Source organism: Amycolatopsis regifaucium, from assembly GCF_001613935.1.
GTDB lineage: Bacteria > Actinomycetota > Actinomycetes > Mycobacteriales > Pseudonocardiaceae > Amycolatopsis > Amycolatopsis regifaucium.
Genome location: NZ_LQCI01000002.1, coordinates 284,444 through 309,213, shown reverse-complemented (window position 1 = coordinate 309,213; position 24,770 = coordinate 284,444). Strand labels below are relative to the sequence as shown.

Below are 24,770 nucleotides of genomic sequence, written 5' to 3'. Positions count from 1 at the left end.
GCCCGGCGGGATGCGAAACTTCGCGCGTCGGTTTCGAGTGAGGGCACCAGAAAGGGGAGCGGCGTTGTCCACTCCAGAAGAACTGCGCTACACCGAGGAGCACGAGTGGGTCTCCGTGCGCGACGGAGGACTCGTGCGCGTGGGCATCACGGAGTACGCGCAGGACCAGCTCGGTGACGTGGTGTTCGTCGAACTGCCAGAGGTCGGCAAGCAGGTCGGCGCGGGTGACGCGTTCGGCGAGGTCGAATCGACCAAGAGCGTTTCGGAGCTGTTCGCCCCGCTCGACGGCGAGGTGGTCGCGGTCAACGACGCGGTGACCGAGTCGCCCGAGCTGATCAACAGCGACCCCTACGGCGAGGGCTGGCTGATCGAGCTCCGCCTCGACGACGCGAGCACGGTGGATTCCCTGCTCGAGGCCGAGGCGTACCAGGCACTGATCAAGGAATAGCCGCACGCCGCGGCCATCCGCTCCGAGTAGGGGGAGCCGCGGACCGGAGATTCGATCAGGCACGGTACGTTTGTCCTCTACACGTTCTTGAGTAGTGGCAACACACATGCGTTAGGAGAGCTCAGGTGAGCACGAACGACGGGCCCGGCGTTCCCCCGGAGCAGTCTCCGGAGCGGACTTCTGTCTTCCGGGCCGACTTCCTGGCCGACGTCGAAGGCACTGAGGCTCCTCCGGCTGCCGAGGCCCCTGTCCAGGGTGTGGACGCGCTGCCGGCGGGTTCCGCCCTGCTGGTCGTCAAGCGGGGCCCCAACGCGGGTTCGCGCTTCCTGCTGGACCGCGACACCACCAGCGCGGGACGGCACCCGGACAGCGACATCTTCCTCGACGACGTCACGGTCTCCCGGCGCCACGCCGAGTTCCGCCGTGAGGGTGGCGAGTTCGTCGTCATCGACGTCGGCAGCCTCAACGGCACCTATGTCAACCGCGAGCCGGTCGACCAGGCCGTCCTCGCCGGTGGCGACGAGGTGCAGATCGGCAAGTTCCGCCTGGTCTTCCTGACCGGCCCGGGTCACGGGGGCCAGGGGGCACAGTGACGGCGGCCGGGCGGCCTGATCGGGATGCGTCGCAGCGCGATGGGTTGAGCATCGGGGCCGTGCTGGCACAGCTGCGCGGCGACTTCCCCGATGTGACCATCTCCAAGATCCGGTTCCTCGAGGCGGAGGGTCTGGTCCAGCCGGGCCGGACCCCGTCCGGGTACCGGCAGTTCGCTCCGGCGGACGTGGAGCGGTTGCGGTTCGTCCTGTCCGCCCAGCGGGATCACTATCTTCCGCTGAAGGTCATCAAGGAACAGCTGGACGCGGCGGATCAGGGCGCCGCACCGTCGGCGGTGGGGCCCAAACCGCCGCGGAAACTCGTCTCGCTCGAAGCCCCGGGGGAGAACGGCGGACTGCCGTCCCCCGGGGATTTCGAGACCGACCGCGAGCTGAGACTGACCGAGGAAGATCTGCTCCGCCAGGCCGGCATCGACGCCGCCACCCTGGCTGAGCTGCGGCAATACGGTCTGGTCCGCCCGGGAGTGGCGGGGTTTTTCGACCCCGACGCGGTCCTCGTGGCGAAGACGGTGAAGGCGATGACCGAATTCGGTATCGAGCCGAGACATCTGCGTGCCTTCCGGGCCGCGGCCGACCGCGAAGTCGGCCTGCTGGAGCAGATCGTGACCCCGGTGTATCGGCACCGTGACGAGGACGCGCAAGCGAGGGGCGACGAGGTCGTCCGCGAGCTCGCCGCGCTGACCGTGGCGTTACATACGCTCTTGGTGAAGGCCGGAATACGGGCCGTCACGGGCGGCTGAACGGTTCCGGGGGACTGAAACCGTTGTGAGGTCACTTGTCAATGACTGAATGTTCGGCACCCTATGCCGTACCGTGAGAGTCGGGTTTGCCGCGAGCGAACCGAGAATGTCTGGACAGCGAGCACAGCGCTCGGAAGACGGGTAGCGTCGGGATTGCCGTCGCTTGGTCGTCGAGACAAGCGTTGCAGCCCGTGCGCACGAGAGGGAGGCGAAGCCCGATGAGCGAGATGCGCGTCGTCGGCGTGCGGGTGGAGTTACCCGCGAATCAGCCGATCTTGTTGCTGCGGGAAACCGAAGGCGAGCGCTACCTGCCGATCTGGATCGGCTCGGTCGAGGCCACCGCCATCGCTTTGGAGCAGCAGGGAGTCCGCCCGGCCCGTCCGCTCACCCATGACCTGCTCAAGGAGGTCATCGGCGCGTTGGGCCGGGAGCTGGAGCAGGTCGTCATCACCGACCTGAAGGAAGGCACGTTCTTCGCGGAACTGGTCTTCGACGGGGATATCCGGGTTTCGGCGCGGCCGAGCGATTCGGTGGCGCTGGCGCTGCGGGTGGGGGTCCCGATCCACGCCGTGGACGCGGTGCTGGAGGAAGCGGGCCTCATCATCCCCGACGAGCAGGAGGACGAGGTCGAGAAGTTCCGCGAGTTCCTCGACTCGGTCTCGCCGGAAGACTTCCGCGGCGCGGATACGTGATCGGCTCGTGAGTGGTAATGACGGTTCCACCGTCATTACCACTCACGATTCAGGCCGCGGTCGCCCGCGTGAACAGGTCCGCCAGTTCCCGCCCGTACCGCTCCAGATCCAGTTTCGGGTCCGCCGCGAACTTCGCGGCGACACCGTCGATGGCCTGCGCGATCGACAGCGCCATCACGTCCGGCGCGAAATCGCCGAAAGCACCTTCCCGCTGACCCTGCCGTAGCTGGCGTTCGAGCCGGCCGGTACGGAACTCTTCGACGATCGGCGCCGACATGAACCAGCCCTCCGCGTCCGATCCGCTCGAAGCCATCTCGACCATGACCCGCACCAGTTCCGGGTACGAGCCGAGGAACGCGATCTCCGACTCGATGTAGCCGCGCAGCAGCCCGGCCCGGTCCGTCGTGCCCTGGGTCCGTTCTTCGAGGAACTTGTCCTTCATCCCGGTCGCGGCGGTGACCACGGCCTGCATCAAGCCGGCCTTGTTGGTGAAGTGGTAGGAGATGATCCGGGTGCTGGACAGCCCGGCCCGCTCCTTGATCTTCGCGAACGACGTCTTGTGGTATCCGAGTTCGGCGATCGTCGCGATCGTGGCGCTGATGATCTGAGCCCGCCGCGCGGCCTCCGTGACCGACAACCCGAGCTCTGCCTGCACCTCTCGAAGGGCGCTTTGCGTGGACGGCGTTACTTGCATGAGTAAAAATTAACACGACTGAGTAAAAGTGGCAAGCTTGCGGCCGATCGGGGGAGGAGTTCCCGGCAAGCCTCAAGAAGAGCTTGAGGTCGACCGCGCGTCGCGTTGACCGCTTTACCGGACACGCTTACCGTCAATGGAGGTAAATCGCCAAGGTGTGATTCGGATGTCTGGGGCATCCGTCTTGACGGTTCACTCCGGTGCGGACTCACCTGGGTCCGCGCGGCTTTGTTCGCCGGCCGCCAGGTCGGGCGAGGGGAGGCATGGCGTGGTCGAGGCTGGTAGCCCTCAAGAGCCGCTCGTTCCGGTCGCAGACGGCGAGCAGGGTGAGCTGTTCCCCGACTCTTCCCTCCCGGACGAACTCGTCGGTTACCGTGGTCCCGCCGCCTGTCAGATCGCCGGGATCACCTACCGGCAGCTCGACTACTGGGCCAGGACGAAGCTGGTCGCGCCGAGCATCCGCACGGCGCACGGTTCCGGTTCGCAGCGGCTGTACTCGTTCAAGGACATCCTCGTCCTGAAGGTCGTCAAGCGGCTGCTGGACACCGGTGTCTCGTTGCAGAACATCCGGGTCGCCGTCGACCACCTGCGCCTGCGCGGCGTCCGTGACCTCGCCAGGGTCACCCTGTTCTCCGACGGCACCACCGTCTACGAGTGCACCTCGCCCGAAGAGATCGTCGATTTACTGCAGGGCGGTCAGGGCGTCTTCGGCATCGCCGTCAGCGGCGCGATGCAGGAGATCAGCGGAACCATCCACGAGTTCCCGGCCGAGCGCGCCGACGGCGGAACGATCGAAACCGTCACCCCGGACGAGCTCACCCAGCGCCGTAACGCACGTCGCACCGGCTGATCATGAAGTCCTGCGGGCGGCAGGGTAGGCTCGGTTCCGCGGTCGACGAATCCGCGCGGGAGAGACCGGGCCGATAACGGCCCGGCGCCGAAGGAGCAAGTCCTCCCCGGAACCTCTCAGGCACCCTGGACCGCGCGGACTAGACGCCTCTGGAAAGTGAGCCGTCAGGTCACCACCTGGCAGCTCCGCCGACGGTGCAAGCCCGAATCAACCCACGGGCGAAACTCTCAGGCGCCCTCATAGGGTACGGACAGAGTGGGGAGGGCCAGGACAATCGTCCCGGCCTCACCCCCGCGTCCTGGGAGGTCCCCGATGGAGCCTGTTTCTCTGGCCGCTCTCGAATCCGGAACCCCCTTCGCGGACCGGCACATCGGTCCCGGCCCGGAAGAACTCGCGCGCATCCTCGACGTCGTCGGCGTCGCCTCTCTCGACGAACTGGCCGAGCGCGCCGTTCCCGAGTCGCTGCGGGAATCCGCCGCGCCGCCGGAGCTGCCGCCGCCTGCCACCGAGACCGGCGCGCTCGCCGAGCTCCGCGCGCTGGCCGCGCGCAACCGGCCGATGATCCAGATGATCGGCCTCGGCTACCACGACACCGTGACCCCGCCGGTGATCCGCCGCAACGTGCTGGAGAGTCCGGCCTGGTACACCGCGTACACGCCCTATCAGCCGGAGATCTCGCAAGGCCGCCTCGAAGCGCTGCTCAACTTCCAGACCATGGTCTCCGATCTGACCGGCCTGCCGATCGCAGGAGCGTCGATGCTGGACGAGGCGACCGCGGCGGCGGAGGCGATGACGCTCGTCCGCCGGGCGGGCAAGGCGAAATCGAACCGGTTCGTGGTCGACGAGGACACCCTGCCGCAGACGATCGAGGTGTTGCGCACCCGCGCCGAACCGCTCGGCATCGACCTGGTGACCGCGGATCTCTCGCAGGGCATCACCGGGCTGGGCCTCGGCGGCGACTTCTTCGGCGTGCTGCTCTCCTATCCCGGTGCTTCCGGCGTCGTCCGCGAATGGGGCCACACCATCACCGAGGCCAAGGCGCTGGGCGCGGCCGTGGTGATGGCCGCGGATCCGCTGGCGCTGACCTTGCTGCGGTCGCCGGGTGAACTCGGCGCCGACGTCGCCATCGGGTCGACGCAGCGGTTCGGCGTGCCGATGGGCTTCGGTGGCCCGCACGCGGCGTACCTCGCCGTGCGCCAGGGACTCGAACGCCAGTTGCCCGGCAGGCTCGTCGGGGTGTCGAAGGACGCCGACGGCGCGCCCGCGTACCGGCTGGCGCTGCAGACCCGCGAGCAGCACATCCGCCGGGAGAAGGCGACCAGCAACATCTGCACCGCGCAGGTGCTCCTGGCGGTCATCGCGTCGATGTACGCGGTGTACCACGGGCCGGAAGGCTTGCGCGCCATCGCGAACCGCGCGCACCGGATGGCAACCGTGCTCGCGGCCGGGCTCGCCGAAAGCGGCGTGGACGTGGTGCATGGCGAATTCTTCGACACCGTCATGGTGTCGGTCCCCGGACGCGCGGCCGGGATCGTCGGCACGGCCAGGGAACTCGGCGTCAACCTCCGGCTCGCGGACTCCGACCACGTCGCCATCGCCTGCGACGAGACGACCACTCGCGAGCATCTCTCCTTGGTGTGGAAGGCGTTCGGTGTCGCGGTGTCCGAAGTGGACTCTCTCGACGCGGACACCGCCGACGGCTTCCCGCCGGATCTGCGCCGTACGAGCGAGTACCTCACACATCCCGTCTTCCACGCGCACCGCTCGGAAACCGCGCTGCTGCGGTACCTGCGGGCGTTGTCCGACAAGGACGTCGCGCTCGACCGGAGCATGATCCCGCTCGGCTCGTGCACGATGAAACTCAACGCCACGGCCGAAATGGAGCCGATCACCTGGCCCGAGTTCGCCGGACTGCACCCGTTCGCGCCCGCCGAGGACGCGGCCGGGCTGCTCGCCATCGTGCGCGACCTGGAGCGCTGGCTGGCCGGGATCACCGGCTACGACGCGGTTTCCCTCCAGCCGAACGCCGGCAGCCAGGGCGAGTTCGCCGGTCTGCTGGCCATCCGCGCCTACCACCGCGAACGCGGGGACGCAGCCCGTGACGTCTGCTTGATCCCGTCGAGCGCGCACGGCACGAACGCGGCCAGCGCGGTGATGGCGGGGATGCGCGTGGTCGTCGTGAGATGCGACGACGACGGCAATATCGACCTCGGCCACCTGAAGTCCACTGTGGACGAGCACGCGGACGACCTCGCCGCGATCATGATCACCTATCCCTCGACGCACGGCGTGTACGAGGACACCGTGCGCGAGGTCTGCGCACTGGTGCACGACGCGGGCGGTCAGGTCTACGTCGACGGGGCGAACCTGAACGCGCTGATCGGGGTCGCGCAGTACGGCAAGTTCGGCGCCGACGTCTCACATCTCAACCTGCACAAGACCTTCTGCATCCCGCACGGCGGTGGTGGCCCCGGCGTCGGCCCGATCGGCGTCCGCGGGCACCTGGCGCCGTACCTGCCGAACCATCCTCTGCAGCCGGAAGCGGGACCGGCCACCGGCGTGGGCCCGATCAGCGCCGCGCCGTGGGGGAGCGCGTCGATCCTGCCGATCTCCTGGGCCTACGTCCGGATGATGGGCGCCGAAGGGCTGAAGCGCGCGACGCTGACCGCGGTCGCGAACGCCAACTACGTCGCCAAGCGCCTCGCGGACCGCTATCCGGTGCTGTACTCCGGGCACGAGGGACTCGTGGCGCACGAGTGCATCCTCGACCTCCGCGCGCTGACCAAACGGACCGGGGTCACCGTCGACGACGTCGCCAAACGGCTGGCCGACTACGGCCTCCACGCGCCGACGATGTCGTTCCCGGTCGCCGACACGCTCATGGTCGAGCCCACCGAAAGCGAGGACCTCGGCGAGCTCGACCGGTTCTGCGCCGCGATGATCGCGATCCGCGGCGAGATCGAGAAGATCGCCGCGGGGGAGTGGCCGGTGGAGCAAAGCCCGCTGCGCAACGCCCCGCACACCGCGCGGTGTCTCGCGGGCGAGTGGGATCGCCCGTACAGCAGGGAGATCGCCGTCTTTCCGGCGGGCTTCACCGCCGCGAAGATCTGGCCCCCGGTGCGGCGGATCGACGGGGCCGCGGGTGACCGCAACCTCGTCTGTTCCTGCCCGCCGCCGGAAGCCTTCGCGTAGGCGTCAGCCGGGCATCTTGTCGAGAAAGCCCAGCACCTGCTTGATCCTGCCCTCCTCGACGGTGATGACGTCGAAGCCGATCGCCAGCGGTTCGTCCGCGCCGGGAGCGCCGAGGTACCACTGGAATCGTGCGATGTCGTGGTGCGCGTCGGGCGCGGCCGGCAGGCTGAACGTCAGCCCGGCGAACTGGGCCTGCGCGCCGGCGATGAAGCCATCGACACCGTCGTGCCCGGTGACCGCGCCCAGCGGGTCGGTGTAGGCGGCGTCCTCGGTGAAGACCTCGGCGATGAGCGCACGGCGCTTTTCGGCGTCCGTCTCGTTCCAGACGGCGAGGTACTGCTCGGCGACGCGCTGGATGTCCGACATGGTGTCTCCTTGGTGCGTTGTGGGGTAACCGATGACGCAACTCTGTCGGGCGCGGGTGGGTCCCGTCGATTACGCGAGAGGTAATGGCGGTCCGGCACACGCGGTGCGTAGGTTCGTGATCGTGACGACCACATTGACGGCGAACCGCGCGGGCCGCCCCGTCGGCGAGCTCCTGCGGGAATGGCGCGATCGCCGCCGGATCAGCCAGCTCGACCTCGCCATCTCCGCCGAGATCTCCACCAGGCACCTGAGTTTCGTGGAGACCGGGCGATCCAAGCCCAGTCGCGACATGGTGCTGCGGCTGGGCGAACATCTGGAGGTGCCCTTGCGGGAACGCAACCAGCTGCTCCTCGCGGCGGGCTACGCGCCCGCCTATCCGGAGGGCGGCCTCGGCGATCCGGAACTGGCCGCGGTCCGCCAGGCGGTCCGGCAGCTGCTGACGAGTCACGAGCCTTACCCGGCCGCCGTCGTCGATCGCGGCTGGAACCTGGTCGACGCCAACGCGAGCGTGTCGATCATGACCGATCTGGTGTCGCCGACCCTGATGACGCCACCGGTCAACGTCCTCCGGCTGACCCTGCATCCGGAGGGAATGGCGCCGTACGTGCGCAATCTGGGGGAGTGGCGGGCCCATCTGCTCGGCAGGCTGCGGCGCCAGGTGACCCAGACGGCGGATCCGGCCCTGACGGAACTACTGGAAGAACTCCTCACCTATCCGTGTGAGGATCCGGTTCCCGAGGTGGAGGTCCCCGGGCCGGGCGACATCTTCGTCCCCCTTCGGCTGCGGCACGAGGGCGTGGATCTCACGTTCTTCAGCACGGTTTCCACATTCGGGACGCCGCTGGACATCACGGTCGCCGAGCTGGTGATCGAATCCTTCTTCCCGGCCGACCCGGGCACGGCCGAGTATCTGCGCGCGCACCCGCGGCGCGGGGTGGAATGATGCGGGGCGAGAAGTCCTGTCACCGACTCGGAGCGAGGATTCTTCATCCATGGCCGTGCCTTCCGTCGTCCTGAACAACGAGGTAGCCATCCCCCAACTCGGTTTCGGTGTCTGGCAGGTGCCCGCGGCCGATACGGCCAAGGTCGTCCGGACCGCGATCGAGGCGGGGTACCGCAGCATCGACACCGCCGCGTCGTATCGCAACGAAGCCGGTGTCGGCGAGGCGATCCGCTCGGCGGGCGTGCCCCGCGACGAACTGTTCATCACCACGAAACTGCCGAATCCGGCGCACGGGTACGACGAGGCGCTCCGCGCGTTCGACGCCAGCCTCGCGGAACTGGGTCTGGACCGGGTCGATCTGTACCTGATCCACTGGCCGATGCCGACCCGCGGCAAGTACGTGGAAACCTGGCGGGCACTGGAAAAGCTCTACGCGGACGGCCGGGTGCGGGCCATCGGGGTGTCGAACTTCCACGAGCCGCAGCTGCGGCGGCTGTTCGACGAAACGGGGATCGTGCCATCGGTCAACCAGGTCGAGCTGCATCCCCGGCTGCAGCAAAAGGCGTTGCGCGAGTTCCACGCCGAGCACGGCATCGTCACCGAGGCGTGGAGTCCGCTCGCGCAAGGGTCACTCCTGCCGGACGCGACGCTGACCGCCCTCGCGGCCAAGTACGGCAAGAGCCCGGCACAGCTGGTGCTGCGCTGGCATTTGCAACTCGGCACGGTCGCGATCCCGAAATCCGTGACGCCGTCCCGGATCCGCGAGAACTTCGACGTCTTCGACTTCGAACTCGCCGAAGACGATCTGGCCGCCCTCGCCGAATTCGACGACGGCACCCGCACCGGCCCCGACCCGGACACCTTCGACCTGATTTAGCCGCGAGCCTTGCCCCTCAAGAAACCCGGAGGAGACGTTGATGGGTCCGTTCGATGTGCCACTGGAAGACGAGCGCACCCAGCTCGAGGCGTTCATCGAGGAATATCGCACCGCTCTCGAGACGACGCTCGACGGTCTCACCGAAGAGCAGGCCCGCCGGCGGCTCGTCCCGTCGGCGACGACGCCGCTCGGGTTGCTCAAGCACGTGACCTGGATGCAGCGGGTGTGGTTCGAGGAGTGCGTGGGCGGTACGCCGCGTAAGGAACTCGGCCTGGTACCGGATCCGGAGGAATCCTTCCGGCTTTCCGACGACGACACCATCGCCTCGGTCACCGCGGCCTACCGGGAAGCCTGCGCCACGGCCCGGACGACGGTCAAGGAGCTGCCCTTGGCCACCGTCGTGACCGGCCACCGGACCGGACCGCGCACGCTTCACTGGGTGTACCTGCAAGTGCTGCGGGAACTGGCCCACCACTGCGGGCACGCCGACATCCTGCGTGAACAGCTCCTCGCCGGCTGAGTCCCGAAGTACGTGAAGGCCCCCATCACTGCGCTGGACGCAATGATGGGGGCCTTCACGTACTTCTGTGTGCGACCCTCAGGTGGCCTTGATGCCTGCGGCGGCGAAGTCGGCCTGCTGGGCGGGCTGCTGCAGGAACTGCCGGAACGTCTGCGAGGCGCGCATCTGGACCTCGTCGATGGTCTTGCCGGCGAGCCCGACGAGCGGGTAGTCGGCCGAACGAGCCGTCGCGACCGACTGGGCGGGCGAACCGACCAGTTCGGGCTTCGCGGTGTTCAGCTCGGTCACCCAGTAGGACGACTCGGGAATCCACGCGGCCGGCAGACCGCCGATGGCGTCCAGGTTCGTCCGCCCGACGAGGCCGTCGAGCACGGCCGCCGAGGGCAGCGCGTCGATCTGGATGATCACGCAGTGGTCGCGGACCACGGTCGCGGCGCTGTTCCAGCGCTCGGCCGCGGCGCGGAGCGGCTTCTCGATGCTGGGGGTGACGACGACCCGCATCGGGGTGTCGCCGGCGCTGCAGCCCTTGGCCTGGGCTTCGGCACGGGTGTTGAGCTCTCCGTCCGCCCAATTCCAGCCGAAGATTCCGATCGCGACCAGGACCACCAGGACCAGGCAGGCGATGGGCCATTTGGCGATCCTTCGCCGCGGTGCCTTCTTCCCGACGATCCGGTGCGAGCCAGTCGCCTCACTGCGGCCCTGGGGGCGCTTCGGCGGGTCGAGGGGGTGCGGTACCGGCTCTTCGGCAACGCTGTGTCGCCCCATCGTTGTCCTTTCGAAACGTGCGCGCTCGCGCTGCGTATGCAATCAAACCGTTATCACTCTAACAGGGGAGGATGTTACGGGGAATGCGGCAACTCACAGTTGTTTTCCGCGTGTCGCGGACACCTTCTTTACCTCGGCCAGAAGCCGTTCGAAATGCGCTATCAGGTGCTCACGCAGAGGCGCGGCCCGGCGCGCGAAAGCGGCCTGGGCGCGGGCGTACTCCGCCCTGCCCTCCGGGGTCTCGATCCGGACCGGGGAGTACCCGAACGACGCGAGATCGTACGGGCTGGCGCGCATGTCCAGCTCCCGGATGTCCGCCGCCAGCTCGAAGCAGTCCCCGACCAGCTCGGCGGGCACGAACGGATCGAGTTTGTAGGCCCATTTGAACAGGTCCATGTTGGCGTGCAGGCAGCCGGGCTGCTCGAACTCGAGCTGGTTTTCCCGCTCCGGTTGCAGCGTGTTGCGCGGCCGGGCGGGCTCGGTGAAGAACCGGAAGGCGTCGAAATGCCCGCACCGGATCTCCAGGGACTCGACGACGCCGTCCGTTCCGGCCGAACCGAGCCGGAGCGGAAGCTGTGAGTGACGAACCTCATTTGCCGCTTCCCGGTAAACCATTGCCCATTCGTGAAGCCCGAAACAACTGAGTCTCGGTGCGCGGGAAGCGGTCGCGGAAAGCAGGCCGAGGACGAATTCGGCGGTTTTGGCCCGGCCCTCGGTGAAACCCGCCGGATCCAGCAGGACGCCCTCCGGCGTATCGACGTAGCCCTTCCGCTCCAGGAACCGGTGCGCGGACGGGCCTTCGAGGACGACACCCGGCCCCGGCTGCCAGCGTTCGAGATGGCCGGGCCGGTGCGAGTAGTAGGTGAAGAGGAAGTCGAGCACCGGATGCTTCTCGCCCCGCGAGCGGCGGCGCTGGTGCGGTGCCGTCCAGCGCCGCATCCGGGTCACGTGGGCGTCCTCCCGGGCCCGCCAGACGAGCTCCGGCAGGACGATCGGACCGGTCATGACATGACGTGGGTACCGTCGCGGACAGTTCCCACGTATTCCTCGACGAGGTCCTCCAGCGCGACGACGCCGACGGCGTGCCCGGCCGGGCTCAGCGCCCGCGCCAGGTGACTGCCTTCCTTGCGCATCGCCGACAACGCGTCGTCGAGGCGGGCGTCGACGCGCAGTTCGGTCAGGGCGCGCGTCTTGTCCGGCGGCACCACGGTCGTCGGGACCTCGCCCACGAGGTCGAGGATGTCCTTGACGTGGATGTAGCCGGTCAGCGTCCCGTCGTCGGTGCACACCGGGAAGCGGGAGAAGCCGGTCGAGGACACCGCGCGCTCGACGTCGCCCAATGTGGGCGAGCAGGGGAGCGTGGTCAGCTGCGCGGTCGGGACCAGGACGTCGGCCACCGTTTTCTCCACCGACGAGAGCGTCTTGCTCAGCCGCTGGTGCTCGGACTGCTCCAGCAGTCCCTCGCGACGCGACTCGCTGAGCAGTTCGGCGAGTTCGTCGGAGGTGTAGGCGGTTTCGAGTTCGTCCTTCGGTTCGACCTTGAACAGCCGCAGCAGGGAGTTCGCCACGAAGTTCAGCAGCCAGATGAACGGGTTGGCGACCTTCACCCACGCCACGTGCACCGGGACCAGCCACAGCGCCAGCCGCTCCGGTTCGGCGATCGCGAGGTTCTTCGGCACCATCTCACCGATGAGCACGTGCAGGATGGTGATGAACGCCAGCGCGATCGCGAACGAGATCGGATGCAGCAGCACGTCGGGAAGCCTGAGCAGCTCGAAGAAACCGGCCAGCTGATGCGCGATGGCGGGCTCGCCGAGCCGTCCCAGCAGCAGCGAGCAGATGGTGATGCCGAGCTGCGCGCCCGCGAGCATCAGCGAGACGTTCTTGCTCGCGTTGATGACGATCCGGGCGCGGGTCTTTCCCTGCTCCAGCAAGGCTTCGAGCCTGTCGCGCCGCGATGAGATCAGGGTGAACTCGGCACCGACGAAGAAGGCGTTGGCCAGCAACAGGAGCACGACGAGGAAGATGTTGAACCAGTCGCTCATCGGGCGGGCTCCTGCTCGGCGGGCGCGGTGGCTTCGACGCGGCGCACTTCGACCTCGGCGATCCGCAGACGGTCCATTCTGGTCACGGTGAGCCGCCAGCCGTCGAGGTCGGTGGCGTCACCGGGGGAGGGGATGCGGCCGAGCCGTCCGAGGATCAGCCCGGCGATGGTTTCGTAGTCGCCGTCGGGCATCCGGAACCCGGTCTCGGTACTGACCTCGTCGGCGCGGAGCTGCCCGGACACGAGCCAGTTGTCGGCGCCGACCTGCTGCGAGGACGGTGCTTCGCGCTCGTCGTGCTCATCACGGACGTCGCCGATGATCTCCTCGACGACGTCTTCGAGCGTCACCAGTCCGGCGGTGCCGCCGTACTCGTCGACGACGATCGCGAGCTGGAAGCGGGAGTCGCGCAGCCGGTTGAGCAGCGAGTCGCCGGGCAGGGACTCGGGAACGGTCGGGATCGGCCGCATGACCGAGCCGATCCGCACCGTGGCGCGCTGGGTGGCGGGCACGGTGAAGGCCTGCTTGATGTGGACGGCGCCTTGCACGTCGTCGAGATCCTCGGTGTAGACCGGGAAACGCGAAAAGCCGGTGCGTCGTGAGATCTCGATGAGGTCGGCGATCGTGTCGTCGACGGTCAGCGATTCGAGCTGGACGCGCGGCGTCATCAGCTCGTCGGCGGTCCGCTCGCCGAAGCGCAGCGACTTGTCCAGCAGCTCGGCCGTCGACGTGTCAAGCGTGCCGCTTTCCGCGCTGGAGCGGACAATTGAGCCGAGTTCCTGCGGTGAACGGGCCGACCGCAGTTCCTCCTGCGGTTCGACGCCGAACTTGCGGACCAGGAAGTTCGCGCTGTTGTTCATCAGGGTGATGAGCCAGCGGAACAGCGACGAGAACCGCGAGTGGTACCCCGCGACGGCGCGCGCGGTCTGCAGCGGCCGGGCGATCGCGAGGTTCTTCGGCATCATCTCGCCGAGGATCATCGACAGCGAGGTCGCCAGGATCAGCGCGACCGCCAGCGAGGCCCCGTTCGCGACCCCCTCGGAGAACCCGACGGCGGTGAACAGCGGGTGCAGCAGGTCACCGATCACCGGTTCCGCGAGATAACCGGTGATCAGCGTGGTGATGGTGATCGCCACCTGCGCGCCGGAGAGCTGGAACGAGAGGGTGCGGTGCGCCTTCTGCACCGTATGCGCGCGGCGGTCGCCGACCTGGCGGACGTTCGCGTCGATCGTGCTGCGCTCGAGCGCGGTGAGCGAGAACTCGGCGGCGACGGCGAGTCCGGTGCCGATGGTCAGCAGGAGGAAGAGCAGGATGCCGAGAACGGCGAACAGGACTTCCATCATTTCCTGCCGCGGGGGCCGGCGGGAAAGTTCTCGGAACAGCCGGGTGTGCCACCCGGCTCGATACTGTCACCAGGTGACTGCGCGTCGCGCACGAAAAGAGTCACTCCTCGATCGGAAACCAACAGATACCGCCGCTGTACTGCGGTGATGGGACAATCTTAACGTGTTCCGCCGATCGCGGGGGCGCGGTGCCGTCGCACACTCTCCTCGACCAGGTCGAGGACCGGGCCGAGATCGTCTCCCGGCAGGCCCATCGCGAGGTGGGAGACGAGGCCTTCGAGGACGAGCTCGAGATAGGCGGTCAGAACGTCGACATCGACGTCGTCGCGCAGGATCCCGGCGTCGCGCTGGCGCAGCAGACGACGACGGGTGGCGGCCGTCAGCTGGTGGGAACGCTCGGCCCAGCGGGCGCGGAACTCGGGGTCGGTGCGCAGCCGCCGCGAGACCTCCAGCCGGGTGCCGAGCCAGTCGGCGGGGTGCTCGCTGCGGTTCGACAGCAGGTCGCGCATCACCTGGACGAGACCCTGTTCGGCGACGACGTCGGCCATGCGGACCGCGTCGTCCTCGGCGAGTGCCAGGAAGAGGGACTCCTTGTCGCGGAAGTGGTGGAAGATGGCACCGCGGGAAAGTCCGGTGGCTTCCTCCAGCCGCCGGACGGTGGCACCCTCGTAGCCGTACCGCGCGAAGCACACGCGGGAGCCGTCGAGGATCTGGCGCCGGCGTGCGTCGAGGTGATCCTGGCTGACGCGTGGCATCCTGGGATCCTGTCACCGAGAACCCGGGTAAAGCAATCCGTACGTACGTACTGTGACCAGTTCGCGGGATCTTCCCCCGCCTGGGGGAACCGCGCGGTCTCGACACGCGTCCGACCAGTAGGGCGGATGGGCTGACACGTCGTCCGCCACTTGGCTACGCTTTGTCCGTCACGGTGCGTGAATGCTGAGGGGAAGGTGCGGGGCGTGAACATCATCGGCGATGCCGCGAGCGCGATCAAGGCCGTCTGGGGTGACCTCACCACGCCGCCGGAGCCGACCGTTTACGGCGGTGGAGGCGGCGGGGGCGGCGGCTTCGAGATGAGCCCCGAGGAGCTCCAGGCCGTCATCGGGCTGTGGGAAGACGAGCTGAAGAAGGTCATCGAAGACGGTGAGAAGATCCGTCGGATCGCGGAGGACCTGATGCCGCCGGGACGGGATGAAGCCAGCGCGAGCTACGTCGATTCCGGCATCAGCTCTTTGATCTCCCTGCAGAACCAGAACGACTCGATGAAGATGTACATCGAGGGTTATATCGAGAAGCTCCAGATCGCTCGCGACAAGACGATGGCGACCGACGCGGCCAACACCATGCGTACGACCTGAGGATGCCGAACGTGTTGAGGAATCGCGCCGCTGCGGTGGCGCTCATGCTCGTTTCCGTCGCGGTCGCAGGGTGCACGGGAGAGACTCCCGGTACGCCTAGCCCGACCCAGGGACCGGCGACGTCGTCGGTTTCGTCGGCCTCGCCTGCGGACCCGAATGTTCCGAAGGTGACGGATCCGCTGGACGCTACGGCGTTCGTCAGTGACGTGTGCAAGCTGCTCCCCGCCGCCGCCGCCGCGGATCTGGGGTTCACGGAGCCCGGAGCGCCTAAGAGCGATACCGGCAACCCCGCTTGCAGCTGGGGAATTCGAGGCAAGGCCGACAGCCTGCAGATCATCCTCGGCAGTGGCAACCGCGAAAAGGGCATGGGTGGGCTGGCCGGTCTGCACAAGGCCAAGGAAACCGGGCAACTGAAGTTCCTGGAGCCCGGCCCTGAGGTCGACGGTTATCCCACCGTCTATTACGGACTGCAGGACCGGCGGGCGCGGGGCAACTGCGACCTTTCGGTCGGTGTCGCCGACGACCTGGCGATCAGCGCCCAGGCCGAGGGCTACGACAACGAACAGGATTCTTGTGGGACCGCGCAGAAGGTCGCGTCGGCCTTGATCAAGACACTCAAGGGGGCATGAGGGTGGACGGCAAACAGATCTACGAGAACTTCACCCAGGGCGATACCCGCAACTTGCGCAGCGCGGCCGATAGCGTCGCGGAGCTTTCCGACGCCTATGTCCAGCGAGGGATGGGCATCAAGGCGCTGCAGGAGCGGATGAAGGCCTCTTGGACCGGTTCCGCCGCCGATGCCGCCAACGCCGGAGCCGGTCCGCTCGAGCAGGCTTTCCGCGACACCGCCGATCCGCTGTTCCAGACGAGGGATTCGGTGACGACACAGGCCGACAGCTTCGACGATTCGGGCTCGTCCGTCGTGCCGGTGCCGGACAAGCCGGAGAAGCCGAACCCGTGGACCACCGGTCTCAAGGGCGCGATCCCCATCGCGGGGCCGTTCATGGTCAACAACGACATCAAGAACTACCAAGAGGGCGTCGCGAAGCACGAAGCGGCGAACCAGAACAACGTCCGGGTGATGGAGCAGTACGACTCGGTCACCAGCAGCACGAGTTCCAGCCTGCCGACCGACTACGGCGTGCTGAAGAACGACGGTGCGAACGTCAGCGTCAAGGTCGATGGCGGTCCTCCGCCGATCAAGCCGCCGCCGGTCCTCCCTCCGGTGCGGCCCGGCCGGAACGGTGGTGGGGACGACGACGGCACCGACACCAGCGGCACGGACGACAACGGCACCAACCAGAACCAGAACCGGCCGGGCACCGACCAGCACCAGAACAAGCCGGGGATCGGTGAGGACCGGCCGGTGAACCCGAGGGACCGGCCCGGCAGCGACACCGGCATCACGTCGCCGACGAGGAAACCGGGAGTCGGGGACACGACACTCCCGTCCGGCGGTGGCCGGGGGAGGCCAGGGCAGACCACCGAGACGCCGGGCAGGAACACGGGACGCGGTACCAGCGACCTCGAAGACGTCGTCGGCCTCACCAACGGGCTCGGCCAGAATTACAACCCCGGCGGCACCGGGCAGAACCCGCCCGGAACTTCCGGCGGCCGTAACGTGCCCGGGCCCAACAGCGCGGCGGGCAGGCTCCTCGGCGGCGAGGGCGGCGCCGGCGGCCGCGCGGGTGGGCCGGGTGGGTCGGGTGGCACTGGTTCCGGTGGTGGTCTGGGCGCGGGCAAGGGCACCGGTGCCGGCGGTATGGGCAGCGGTATGCCGGGTGCCGCCGGTGTGCCCGGCGGCCGCGGCGCGGGTGGACGTGGCCTCGGTGGGGGTCCGATGGGCCCGATGGGCGCCGGAGGCAGGCGTGGCGAAGGTGACGAGGACGACGAGCACCAGCGTCCCGACTACCTGATCGAGGCCGACCCCGACGCGATCTTCGGCACCGACCAGCGGACCAGCCCGCCGGTCATCGGCGAGTAGCGGATGACCGTCAGAACGGGCCGGGTGGACATCCCGGTCGAAGCCTTGGCGGTGCTCGCCGAACGTGAACGCGTCGGCGACCTGCACCTCACGTTGCGTCCCGAACCGCGCTGGCTGTCCAGGACGGCTCGCGCGGAGGCGGACAAGCGAGTGGAAGCCGCTTTGGCGCAGGCAGGGCTGCTGGACTCGAGGGGGCGCGCGTCGGTCGACTTCCTGGACTGGCTGCCGGTCCTCACGAAGCCGGCGATCGAGTACTACGGCTGGGTGAACGCCGGCGGCGAGACCTACGGCCTGCTCGCCGCTTCGCTGGGCTTGCAAGCGGTGCTGGCGGTGTCCTCCGGCGACTGGGTCGGGATCCAGGAGATCGATCGGCGGCGGCTGCCCGAGTCGCTGATCGAACAGTTGCCGCCCGTCCCCGCGGGCGGTGGCAGGCTGCGCACGGTCCGGGCTTACGAGCTCGAAGAGGCGGCACGGCGTGGCCCGGACACGCATTCCCTGCCGCCGGTGATCGCGGACATCGTCAGCCTGGTGCAGCGGCCGGTCGAGGGGAGTGGGGAACTCTACGTCGGCAAGCGGGACGAGGTCGGCAGGCATGTGGCGGTCGAGGATCCGCTGCACTTCGCGGACACCGACTGGGGCCGGTACCTGAGCTACACGACGGGGCGGGGCAACGACGCGGTGGTCCACATCGGACCCGCCGGTCCGCCGGAACTGGCGGACGCGCTTCGAAACGTGGCCTCGACTCTGGGCGGCTAGTCACCGGCAAGCGCGCCGGTACGGCTCGATACGAAAGCCTCACGTCGGGAAGTCTGTGAAGGCCTCCTTGTGGAACTGGTCATTTGGTTACCCGCTGGTGTGGGGCTTGTGCGGGTTGCCGGTCCGCAGGTCGTGAGCGGCACGAGCTTGATCAACGGAAGATCCGGGACGTTGAGTGTCCCGGATCTTCCGTTGATCAAGGTGAGACGGGCGGCGGTGCCAGCGGAACCGCCTTCGGGCAGGTCAGGCGTAAGTACACAAATGCGGGCACTCCTTGAGGAGCACTGATTGTAGTGAGGGGTAAGGCGTGATCAGCTCGTTGCCGTGAAGGTCCCCTTGCTTACCCTGAAGGTAGCGGTCCGGTGGGGTCGTGAGGGTCGATTAGGGGTTGGAAAACACCCGAATCGGGCGCTACGGGCTCGCGAAGCGTCGTCTTGGACACTCGAGCGCAGACCAGCGCAAGGACGCTGTCACGGGCCCGAAACCCTGCGCGCCGGAGCGTCCATCCAGGCTATTGTGACAGCACTGTTGTATTTCGGGCAGGTCTGGGAGGACGAGAACGTGACAAGGCTGTATCCGGAAATCGAACCGTACGACCACGGGATGCTCGACGTCGGTGACGGGCACCTCGTGTACTGGGAGGTCTGCGGGAATCCCGACGGCAAACCCGCCGTCACGCTGCACGGCGGCCCGGGCACCGGCTGCAGCACGGGGCTGCGCCGCTACTTCGACCCGGCCAAGTACCGGGTCGTGCTGTTCGATCAGCGCGGCTGCGGCCGGAGCACGCCGCACGCGAGTGCTCCCGACGCCGACCTCTCCACCAACACCACCGACCACCTGATCGCCGACATGGAGAAGCTCCGCGCACATCTGGGCATCGGGAAGTGGCTGATCTTCGGCGGCTCTTGGGGCTCGGTGCTCGCCCTGGTGTACGCCGAGCGATATCCCGATCGGGTCTCCGAGATGGTCCTGATGGGCTTGGCCACCGGACGACGACGCGAGACCGATCTGCTCACCCGGGGCCTCGGCGGTGTTTTCCCCGAGGCTTGGGCCAGGTTCCGTGACGGCGTCCCCGAAGAGGATCGCGACGGCGACCTGGCGGCGGCCTACCACAAGTTGCTCATGGATCCGGATCCCGCGGTGCACGGGAAGGCGGCCGCCGACTGGTGTGCCTGGGAGGACGCGATCGTCCCGACTTCCCCGCCGTACAAGAGTTTCGAGTCGCCGGAGTTCCGGCTGGCCTTCGCCAGGCTGGTCACGCACTACTGGCGCCAAGGGTCCTTTTTGGACGAAGGCGTGGTACTGCGGGACGCCAGGACGCTGGCCCACATCCCGGCCGTACTCGCCGAGGGAAGTCTCGACCTGGGCAACCTCGTCGGCACCCCGTGGGAGCTGGCGCACGCTTGGCCGGGCAGCGAACTGGTGATCATCGACGAGGTCGGCCACAGCACCCAGGACGAGCCCATGCGCGAGGTCCTCATCGGCGCCACCGATCGTTTCGCCGCCTGAGCAGGACGCGCTTGAACGTCCCCTTCCCTGGGCTCGACCGAGGGAAGGGGACCTTCACGCGCAGGACGTCAGGGGATGACCAGCATCGGCTCGGACTCCGGGGTGGTGGCGGCCGAACGGGTGGTTTCGGCGAGCCGGAGGCCGGTGGTACGCGGGGCGATGCGGTCGAGGTTCCACGAACTCAGCAGCAGCGCCACCTTGGCCCGCATCTCCGTCCGCAACCGCACGAACGAGTCGGCCGGGTCGGCGCCGACCTCGCCGAGCAGGAGCCACCACGCCCACGCGGCGGCACCGGCGTTGGCGACGAAGTCCGGGATCACCGGGATGCCGCGAGCCGCCAGGCCCGCTTCGGCGTCGGAGGTGGTCGCGGCGTTGGCCGCCTCGATGACGACCTTCGCCCGGACCGAGCCCTGGTTCCCGGCGCGCAGCGCGTAAGAGATCGCCGCCGGGACGAGGATGTCGGCGTCGGTCGCGACGATCTCGTCCCGGGGCAGCAGCCGGACGTCCGACGGCAGCCGGCTCCGGTCGATTTCGCCGTAGGAGTCACGCAGGTCCAGCAGCGCCGGGATGTCGAGCCCTTCCGGCCGGTACAGCGTGCCTGCCGCGTCGGCCACCGCGACGACCCTCATCCCGGCTTCGTGCAGGTACCACGCCGCGCCACCGCCCATGGTGCCGATACCTTGCACGGCGACGGTGGTCTTCTCGACCGGCCACTCCCACGCGTCGGCGACGCCGAGGCAGGCCTGTGCGACGCCGTAACCACCGATGACGTCACCGAGCAGAAGCCCACCGGGGACCGGCGTGCTCAATCCGGCCTGCACGCGGCGAAGAGTGTGCGCCGGATCGGCCGAACGGCGGATCGCGGCATGGTACGACTGCTCAAGCCCGAGCTTCGCGAACACCTCGTCGATCAGGTGCTGCGGCACGCCGAGGTCTTCGGCGGTCACCCAGTGGTTGTCGATCCACGGCCGCAGGAACGCGCAGAACCGTTCCAGGACACCGAAAGCGCGGTCGTCCTTCGGGTCGAAGTCGATACCTCCCTTGGCCCCGCCGACCGGCAGGCCGAAGGTCGCGGTCTTGTTCGCCATCCCGCGCGCCAGGTCTTCGACCTCGGACATCGTGCAGCCCGCCCGCATCCGGGTCCCGCCGGTCGCGATGCCGGAGACCAGGCTGTGCACCACGAGGTAGCCGGTGGCACCGGTGACAGGGTCGGTCCAGCTGAGCCTCATCAGCGGTTCGGCGTTCCTCGCGGCCATGCGGCCACCTCCTTCGGGGTTCGGGGTCGTCCTGCGCCACTTCCGAGGGTGCGCCCCGGCGGGGGCGGGCGTCCATTTACCGAATCTGAACGATGGTGTGCAGAGAAACTGGTGTAACGCGTCATCCGGCGTCCGCGACCGCGCCCGTTTACGTTGGGGACATGGAGCTTTCGTTGCACCGCTTGCGGATGCTCCGCGAGCTGAGCAGGCGCGGCACCGTCACGGCGGCCGCGGCGTCACTGCATTACACCGCGTCGGCGGTGTCGCAGCAGCTGGCTCAGCTGGAGCGGGACGTGGGCGCGAAGCTGTTCGAGCGATTCGGCAGGCGGGTGCAGCTGACCGAACTGGGGTTACTGCTGACAGAGCACGCCGAGGAGATCCTCGGCTCGGTCGAACGGGCGACGCTGGCGCTGGAGGAGGCGCAGACGACCGTTTCGGTCCGGCTCATGGCCGGGGTGTGGGCCTCGGTCGCTTCCGGGCTCCTGCCGCACGCGCTGGCGGCGCTCGCCGGCGAGCATCCGGGGATCCAGGTCCGGACCCGTGAGCTGGCGCCCGAGGACACCGCCGACGCCGTCCGTGACGGCGAATTGGATCTCTCGTTCGTGATCGACTACTCCGACGCGCCGATGCCGTGGGACGCCGGTCTGGAGCGCGCGGTCATCGCGGTGGAACGACTGCACGCCGCGGTGCCCGCCGGTGCCGTCCCCGCGGGCAGCGCGTCGCTGCTCGAACTGGCCGAGCATCCGTGGATCCTCGCCAGCCCGAAAAGTCACTTCGGCCGCGCGGTGCGCACAGCGTGTCATCGGCACGGGTTCGAGCCCAAGATCAACCACGAGGTGGAAGAGCAGTCGACGGCGATGGCGATGGTCCGGGCAGGCCTCGGGATAACCCTCGTTTCGGACCTCGGGCTCGGGCTCCGGCCGCCGGGGATCGACGTTGTCGCGTTGACCACACCGTTGCTCCGAACGGTTTCCATCGCTTACCGGACGACGTCGTCGCGGCGACCGGCCCTGCAACTGGTGATCGAGGCGGTCCGCGGTGCCGCGGCGGCGCTGGGGCTGGGCACGGAGCCCGCTTTGCCCTGATCTGTCCGTCCTGGAAAGTGGTCCGGGCATCTTGCCCGGTAAGAACCCACCTGAATTTGTCGGACCCCGCGTGTAGCGTCCGAAGGCAAGTTTCCCGAATATCGGACAACCGACTGGACGGCGGAAAGATGACTACTGTTCATGATTTCCCCGAGAAGTCCGGGAGCGCGTCGAACGCGACGGCGAAGGTCCTGTCGGATCGCGCCGAAGGTGAGGCGTATGTGGCTTCCGTGTGCTTCAAGCACGGGCCACCGAGACTTCTCGGCGTAGAGCTGGAATTCACCGTGCACTACGCCGACGAGCCCGCCCGGCCTCTCGATCCCGACGATCTCGCCGCCGCGCTCGGCCCGCACACCCCGCGGACCCTGCGCCCCGACAGCCCCGCCCTCCCGCTTCCGGCAGGTTCACCGCTGAGCCTCGAGCCCGGATGTCAGGTGGAGATCTCCGCTCAACCCCAGACCACGCTGCGCCAACTGGACGCCGTCGTCTCGGCCGATCTGGCCCACCTCGAAACCCTTCTCGCCACGCGAAGCCTGTACCTGGGTGAAACCGGGATCGACAGGCATCGCCCTCCGGTCCGCAAACTGGGCACACCCCGCTACGCCGCGATGGAACGCCGCTTCGCCCCGATGGGTGACGGCGGCGCGACGATGATGTGCAGCACCGCGGGCCTGCAGGTGTGCGTGGACACCGGCGAGGCCGGCGATCTCGCCGCGCGCTGGGCCGCCGTCCACGCGCTCGGCCCGCCCCTGCTGGCCACCTTCGCCAATTCCCGAATCCACGCCGGACGCGACACCGGCCACGCGTCCGCGCGCTGGCTGGCCGTGATGGACACCGAGCGGGCCCGCACCCGTTCGGCGGAGCCGTCGAGCGATCCGGCGGGGGAGTGGGCACGCCGGAGCCTGGACACCCCGCTGATGGTGCTGCCCGGCCGCGACGACGGCTGGGACGCGCCCGCGTCCCTCACCTTCGCCGACTGGATCGAGGGACGGGGCCCGGGCGCCGGACTCGGCAAGCCCACCGAGGACGACCTGGCCTACCACTTGACGACCTTCTTCACCCCGGTCCGTCCACAGGGGTATCTGGAGATCCGCTATCTGGACGCCCAGCCGACCGGCAGGTGGCTGCATCCGGTCGCCCTGCTGACCGCGCTGCTCGCGCGCCCGTCCACAGTGGACAAGGTGCTCGAACTGTGCGAACCGGTCGTGGGCGGCTGGGAGCGCGCGGCCCGGTTCGGCCTCGCCGACAAGGCGATCGCCGCCGTCGCGAGCGAGGTGGTCGACCTCGGTTGTGCCGAACTCTGCACGACCGGTCTGCCGCCGGAGACCATCAACGGGATCAGCGAGGGCGTGCAGTCCCTCCTGCACGGTTCGAGGAGCCACCAGTCATGAGCGTGGAAAGCACCGAGACGAACCCGCTTCGCGCGCTGAGCCCGCAAGACCTGCGGGCGCACGCGGCCGAGGCGCTCACCAGGGCCCGCGAGCGCAGTATCGCGCTCACCGACGTCGACGACGAGGACCTGGTCCGCCAGCATTCGAAACTGATGTCGCCACTGGTCTGGGATCTGGCCCATATCGGCAGTCAGGAGGAGCTCTGGCTGGTCCGCGACGTCGGTGGCCGCGAGGCGCTGCGTCCGGACATCGACGACATCTACGACGCGTTCCAGCACGCCCGCGCGGATCGCCCCGAGCTGCCGTTGCTCGGCCCGGAAGAAGCACGCAAGTACGTTCGCGAAGTCCGCGAGAAATCCTTCGACGTCCTGGAAAACGTTCCGTTGCAAGGCAGGCGCCTCACCGAGGACGCGTTCGCCTTCGGCATGATCACCCAGCACGAACAGCAGCACGACGAGACGATGCTGGCCACCCACCAGCTCCGCAAGGGCGATCCGGTGCTGCACGCGCCCGCACCGCCGCCGTCGCGGTCCGGACGGTTGCCCGCCGAGGTCCTCGTGCCCGGTGGTGCCTTCACGATGGGCACCTCGGCCGAACCGTGGGCGCTGGACAACGAGCGCCCGGCACACGAGGTCGCGGTGGAGGCGTTCTTCATCGACACCACGCCGGTCACCTGCGGGGCGTACACCGAGTTCCTCGACTCGGGGGGCTATCAGGACCCCAGGTGGTGGAGCGAGCGAGGCTGGGCCTACCGCAGCGAGCACGGTATCGACGCGCCGCGCTTCTGGAAACGGGAGCCCGACGGCTGGTGGCGCACGCGGTTCGGGGTCTACGAAAAGGTGCCCGCCGCGGAACCCGTGGTCCATGTTTCCTTCTACGAGGCCGAGGCGTACGCCGCTTGGGCGGGCAGGCGGCTGCCCACCGAACCGGAATGGGAGAAGGCCGCCCGGTTCGATCCGGTGACCGGCCGTTCGCGCCGGTTCCCTTGGGGCGACGAGGAACCCACCCCTGGTCACGCCAATCTCGGGCAGCGGCACCTGCGGCCCGCGGAGGTGGGCGCGTACCCGGCGGGTGCGTCGCCGCTGGGCGTGCACCAGCTGATCGGGGACGTCTGGGAGTGGACCAGCAGCGGGTTCGAGGCGTATCCGGGCTTCGCCGCGTTCCCGTACAAGGAGTACTCCGAGGTGTTCTTCGGCGGGGACTACCGGATCCTGCGTGGCGGCTCGTTCGGCACGGACGCGGCGGCCATCCGCGGCACGTTCCGCAACTGGGACCACCCGATCCGCCGGCAGATCTTCTCGGGCTTCCGTTGTGCCCGGGACGCGCGGCGGAACGAGGTGGCCTGAGC

Annotated in this window: 25 protein-coding genes and 1 riboswitch; of the genes, 17 read left to right on the top strand and 8 right to left on the bottom strand. The window is 68.4% G+C overall.

The annotated features are described in order from the left end of the window. Positions 1-64 precede the first annotated feature (64 nt). The 4 genes from gcvH to AVL48_RS02490 all read left to right on the top strand — a co-directional run bounded on the left by gcvH (position 65) and on the right by AVL48_RS02490 (position 2,491). Positions 65-448: a glycine cleavage system protein GcvH gene (gcvH, locus tag AVL48_RS02505; protein WP_061989543.1), complete on the top strand. Its 384-nt coding sequence runs from the start codon at positions 65-67 to the stop codon at positions 446-448. A gap of 125 nt (positions 449-573) precedes the next feature. Beyond that, positions 574-1,041 carry a glycogen accumulation regulator GarA gene (gene garA / locus AVL48_RS02500; protein ID WP_037305121.1) on the top strand — a complete coding sequence of 156 codons (468 nt, stop codon included), beginning with the start codon at positions 574-576 and terminating at the stop codon, positions 1,039-1,041. Next, positions 1,038-1,799: a transcriptional regulator FtsR gene (ftsR, locus tag AVL48_RS02495; protein ID WP_061989541.1), complete on the top strand. Its 762-nt coding sequence runs from the start codon at positions 1,038-1,040 to the stop codon at positions 1,797-1,799. The genes garA and ftsR overlap by 4 nt, the downstream gene beginning before the upstream one ends. A gap of 218 nt (positions 1,800-2,017) precedes the next feature. Beyond that, the gene (locus AVL48_RS02490) at positions 2,018-2,491 is read left to right on the top strand and encodes a bifunctional nuclease family protein (protein WP_005150031.1); all 474 of its coding nucleotides are present in this window, start codon (positions 2,018-2,020) and stop codon (positions 2,489-2,491) included. A gap of 49 nt (positions 2,492-2,540) precedes the next feature. Here the strand turns inward: AVL48_RS02490 and AVL48_RS02485 are convergent, their stop codons facing one another. After that, positions 2,541-3,185 (bottom strand): TetR/AcrR family transcriptional regulator, encoded by a 645-nt coding sequence (locus AVL48_RS02485; protein WP_061989539.1) that lies wholly within the window; start codon positions 3,183-3,185, stop codon positions 2,541-2,543. Positions 3,186-3,453: 268 nt separating this feature from the next. Here AVL48_RS02485 and AVL48_RS02480 point away from each other — a divergent pair, with 268 nt between their 5' ends. Then, positions 3,454-4,035, top strand: a complete 582-nt coding sequence (locus AVL48_RS02480; RefSeq protein WP_044853188.1) for a MerR family transcriptional regulator — start codon at positions 3,454-3,456, stop codon at positions 4,033-4,035. Between the two features lie 46 nt (positions 4,036-4,081). Further along, positions 4,082-4,178: riboswitch (glycine riboswitch) on the top strand. Between the two features lie 169 nt (positions 4,179-4,347). Continuing rightward, on the top strand, positions 4,348-7,227 hold the full coding sequence (gcvP, locus tag AVL48_RS02475; RefSeq protein WP_061989537.1) for an aminomethyl-transferring glycine dehydrogenase: 2,880 nt from the start codon (positions 4,348-4,350) through the stop codon (positions 7,225-7,227). Positions 7,228-7,230: 3 nt separating this feature from the next. Here the strand turns inward: gcvP and AVL48_RS02470 are convergent, their stop codons facing one another. Further along, positions 7,231-7,593: a nuclear transport factor 2 family protein gene (locus AVL48_RS02470; protein WP_061989536.1), complete on the bottom strand. Its 363-nt coding sequence runs from the start codon at positions 7,591-7,593 to the stop codon at positions 7,231-7,233. Between the two features lie 115 nt (positions 7,594-7,708). Between AVL48_RS02470 and AVL48_RS02465 the strand changes: the two genes are divergently transcribed. The 3 genes from AVL48_RS02465 to AVL48_RS02455 are packed head-to-tail and all read left to right on the top strand — an operon-like array spanning position 7,709 to position 9,933. After that, on the top strand, positions 7,709-8,536 hold the full coding sequence (locus AVL48_RS02465; RefSeq protein WP_061989534.1) for a helix-turn-helix domain-containing protein: 828 nt from the start codon (positions 7,709-7,711) through the stop codon (positions 8,534-8,536). A gap of 49 nt (positions 8,537-8,585) precedes the next feature. Beyond that, entirely contained in the window at positions 8,586-9,413 is an 828-nt protein-coding gene (locus tag AVL48_RS02460) for an aldo/keto reductase (RefSeq protein WP_061989532.1), read from the top strand. A 40-nt stretch (positions 9,414-9,453) separates the two neighbouring features. Continuing rightward, positions 9,454-9,933, top strand: a complete 480-nt coding sequence (locus AVL48_RS02455; protein ID WP_061989530.1) for a DinB family protein — start codon at positions 9,454-9,456, stop codon at positions 9,931-9,933. Positions 9,934-10,011: 78 nt separating this feature from the next. Here AVL48_RS02455 and AVL48_RS02450 read toward each other — a convergent pair whose 3' ends face one another. The 5 genes from AVL48_RS02450 to AVL48_RS02430 form a co-directional block, all read right to left on the bottom strand. After that, positions 10,012-10,698, bottom strand: coding sequence for a hypothetical protein (locus tag AVL48_RS02450; protein WP_061989529.1), 687 nt, complete (start codon positions 10,696-10,698; stop codon positions 10,012-10,014). Between the two features lie 93 nt (positions 10,699-10,791). Continuing rightward, positions 10,792-11,703: a hypothetical protein gene (locus tag AVL48_RS02445; RefSeq protein ID WP_061989527.1), complete on the bottom strand. Its 912-nt coding sequence runs from the start codon at positions 11,701-11,703 to the stop codon at positions 10,792-10,794. Further along, positions 11,700-12,743: a hemolysin family protein gene (locus AVL48_RS02440; protein ID WP_061989525.1), complete on the bottom strand. Its 1,044-nt coding sequence runs from the start codon at positions 12,741-12,743 to the stop codon at positions 11,700-11,702. Before AVL48_RS02440 ends, AVL48_RS02445 begins: the two co-directional genes overlap by 4 nt. Continuing rightward, a complete protein-coding gene (locus AVL48_RS02435) occupies positions 12,740-14,083 on the bottom strand; it encodes a hemolysin family protein (protein ID WP_061989523.1) in 1,344 nt (447 codons plus the stop codon). The genes AVL48_RS02440 and AVL48_RS02435 overlap by 4 nt, the downstream gene beginning before the upstream one ends. A gap of 158 nt (positions 14,084-14,241) precedes the next feature. Next, the gene (locus tag AVL48_RS02430; RefSeq protein WP_061989521.1) at positions 14,242-14,838 is read right to left on the bottom strand and encodes a TetR/AcrR family transcriptional regulator; all 597 of its coding nucleotides are present in this window, start codon (positions 14,836-14,838) and stop codon (positions 14,242-14,244) included. A 204-nt stretch (positions 14,839-15,042) separates the two neighbouring features. Between AVL48_RS02430 and AVL48_RS02425 the strand changes: the two genes are divergently transcribed. From AVL48_RS02425 to pip, 5 genes are all read left to right on the top strand, one after another. Next, a complete protein-coding gene (locus tag AVL48_RS02425; RefSeq protein WP_061989519.1) occupies positions 15,043-15,441 on the top strand; it encodes a hypothetical protein in 399 nt (132 codons plus the stop codon). A 2-nt stretch (positions 15,442-15,443) separates the two neighbouring features. Continuing rightward, entirely contained in the window at positions 15,444-16,070 is a 627-nt protein-coding gene (locus AVL48_RS02420; protein ID WP_061989517.1) for a DUF3558 domain-containing protein, read from the top strand. After that, positions 16,067-17,425: a hypothetical protein gene (locus AVL48_RS02415; RefSeq protein ID WP_143104760.1), complete on the top strand. Its 1,359-nt coding sequence runs from the start codon at positions 16,067-16,069 to the stop codon at positions 17,423-17,425. Before AVL48_RS02420 ends, AVL48_RS02415 begins: the two co-directional genes overlap by 4 nt. 24 nt (positions 17,426-17,449) lie before the next feature. Continuing rightward, positions 17,450-18,181, top strand: a complete 732-nt coding sequence (locus AVL48_RS02410) for an ESX secretion-associated protein EspG (protein ID WP_082857536.1) — start codon at positions 17,450-17,452, stop codon at positions 18,179-18,181. Between the two features lie 516 nt (positions 18,182-18,697). Next, positions 18,698-19,690, top strand: a complete 993-nt coding sequence (pip, locus tag AVL48_RS02405; protein WP_143104761.1) for a prolyl aminopeptidase — start codon at positions 18,698-18,700, stop codon at positions 19,688-19,690. 68 nt (positions 19,691-19,758) lie between these two features. Here pip and AVL48_RS02400 read toward each other — a convergent pair whose 3' ends face one another. After that, a complete protein-coding gene (locus tag AVL48_RS02400) occupies positions 19,759-20,946 on the bottom strand; it encodes a Glu/Leu/Phe/Val family dehydrogenase (RefSeq protein ID WP_061989510.1) in 1,188 nt (395 codons plus the stop codon). Positions 20,947-21,107: 161 nt separating this feature from the next. Between AVL48_RS02400 and AVL48_RS02395 the strand changes: the two genes are divergently transcribed. From AVL48_RS02395 to egtB, 3 genes are all read left to right on the top strand, one after another. Then, entirely contained in the window at positions 21,108-22,031 is a 924-nt protein-coding gene (locus AVL48_RS02395; RefSeq protein ID WP_061989508.1) for a LysR family transcriptional regulator, read from the top strand. 128 nt (positions 22,032-22,159) lie between these two features. Continuing rightward, the gene (locus AVL48_RS02390) at positions 22,160-23,422 is read left to right on the top strand and encodes a glutamate-cysteine ligase family protein (protein ID WP_061989506.1); all 1,263 of its coding nucleotides are present in this window, start codon (positions 22,160-22,162) and stop codon (positions 23,420-23,422) included. Continuing rightward, positions 23,419-24,768 (top strand): ergothioneine biosynthesis protein EgtB, encoded by a 1,350-nt coding sequence (gene egtB, locus AVL48_RS02385; protein WP_061989504.1) that lies wholly within the window; start codon positions 23,419-23,421, stop codon positions 24,766-24,768. Before AVL48_RS02390 ends, egtB begins: the two co-directional genes overlap by 4 nt. The last annotated feature ends 2 nt before the right edge of the window (positions 24,769-24,770 follow it).

Excerpts from the sequence above, each read along its gene's own strand:
- AVL48_RS02490 (WP_005150031.1), top strand. The coding sequence starts at position 2,018 with ATGAGCGAGATGCGCGTCGTCGGCGTGCGGGTGGAGTTACCCGCGAAT.
- AVL48_RS02485 (WP_061989539.1), bottom strand. The coding sequence starts at position 3,185 with ATGCAAGTAACGCCGTCCACGCAAAGCGCCCTTCGAGAGGTGCAGGCA.
- gcvP (WP_061989537.1), top strand. The coding sequence starts at position 4,348 with ATGGAGCCTGTTTCTCTGGCCGCTCTCGAATCCGGAACCCCCTTCGCG.
- AVL48_RS02470 (WP_061989536.1), bottom strand. The coding sequence starts at position 7,593 with ATGTCGGACATCCAGCGCGTCGCCGAGCAGTACCTCGCCGTCTGGAAC.
- AVL48_RS02460 (WP_061989532.1), top strand. The coding sequence starts at position 8,586 with ATGGCCGTGCCTTCCGTCGTCCTGAACAACGAGGTAGCCATCCCCCAA.
- AVL48_RS02455 (WP_061989530.1), top strand. The coding sequence starts at position 9,454 with ATGGGTCCGTTCGATGTGCCACTGGAAGACGAGCGCACCCAGCTCGAG.
- AVL48_RS02450 (WP_061989529.1), bottom strand. The coding sequence starts at position 10,698 with ATGGGGCGACACAGCGTTGCCGAAGAGCCGGTACCGCACCCCCTCGAC.
- AVL48_RS02445 (WP_061989527.1), bottom strand. The coding sequence starts at position 11,703 with ATGACCGGTCCGATCGTCCTGCCGGAGCTCGTCTGGCGGGCCCGGGAG.
- AVL48_RS02440 (WP_061989525.1), bottom strand. The coding sequence starts at position 12,743 with ATGAGCGACTGGTTCAACATCTTCCTCGTCGTGCTCCTGTTGCTGGCC.
- AVL48_RS02435 (WP_061989523.1), bottom strand. The coding sequence starts at position 14,083 with ATGATGGAAGTCCTGTTCGCCGTTCTCGGCATCCTGCTCTTCCTCCTG.
- AVL48_RS02430 (WP_061989521.1), bottom strand. The coding sequence starts at position 14,838 with ATGCCACGCGTCAGCCAGGATCACCTCGACGCACGCCGGCGCCAGATC.
- AVL48_RS02420 (WP_061989517.1), top strand. The coding sequence starts at position 15,444 with ATGCCGAACGTGTTGAGGAATCGCGCCGCTGCGGTGGCGCTCATGCTC.
- AVL48_RS02415 (WP_143104760.1), top strand. The coding sequence starts at position 16,067 with ATGAGGGTGGACGGCAAACAGATCTACGAGAACTTCACCCAGGGCGAT.
- AVL48_RS02400 (WP_061989510.1), bottom strand. The coding sequence starts at position 20,946 with ATGGCCGCGAGGAACGCCGAACCGCTGATGAGGCTCAGCTGGACCGAC.
- AVL48_RS02395 (WP_061989508.1), top strand. The coding sequence starts at position 21,108 with ATGGAGCTTTCGTTGCACCGCTTGCGGATGCTCCGCGAGCTGAGCAGG.
- AVL48_RS02390 (WP_061989506.1), top strand. The coding sequence starts at position 22,160 with ATGACTACTGTTCATGATTTCCCCGAGAAGTCCGGGAGCGCGTCGAAC.
- egtB (WP_061989504.1), top strand. The coding sequence starts at position 23,419 with ATGAGCGTGGAAAGCACCGAGACGAACCCGCTTCGCGCGCTGAGCCCG.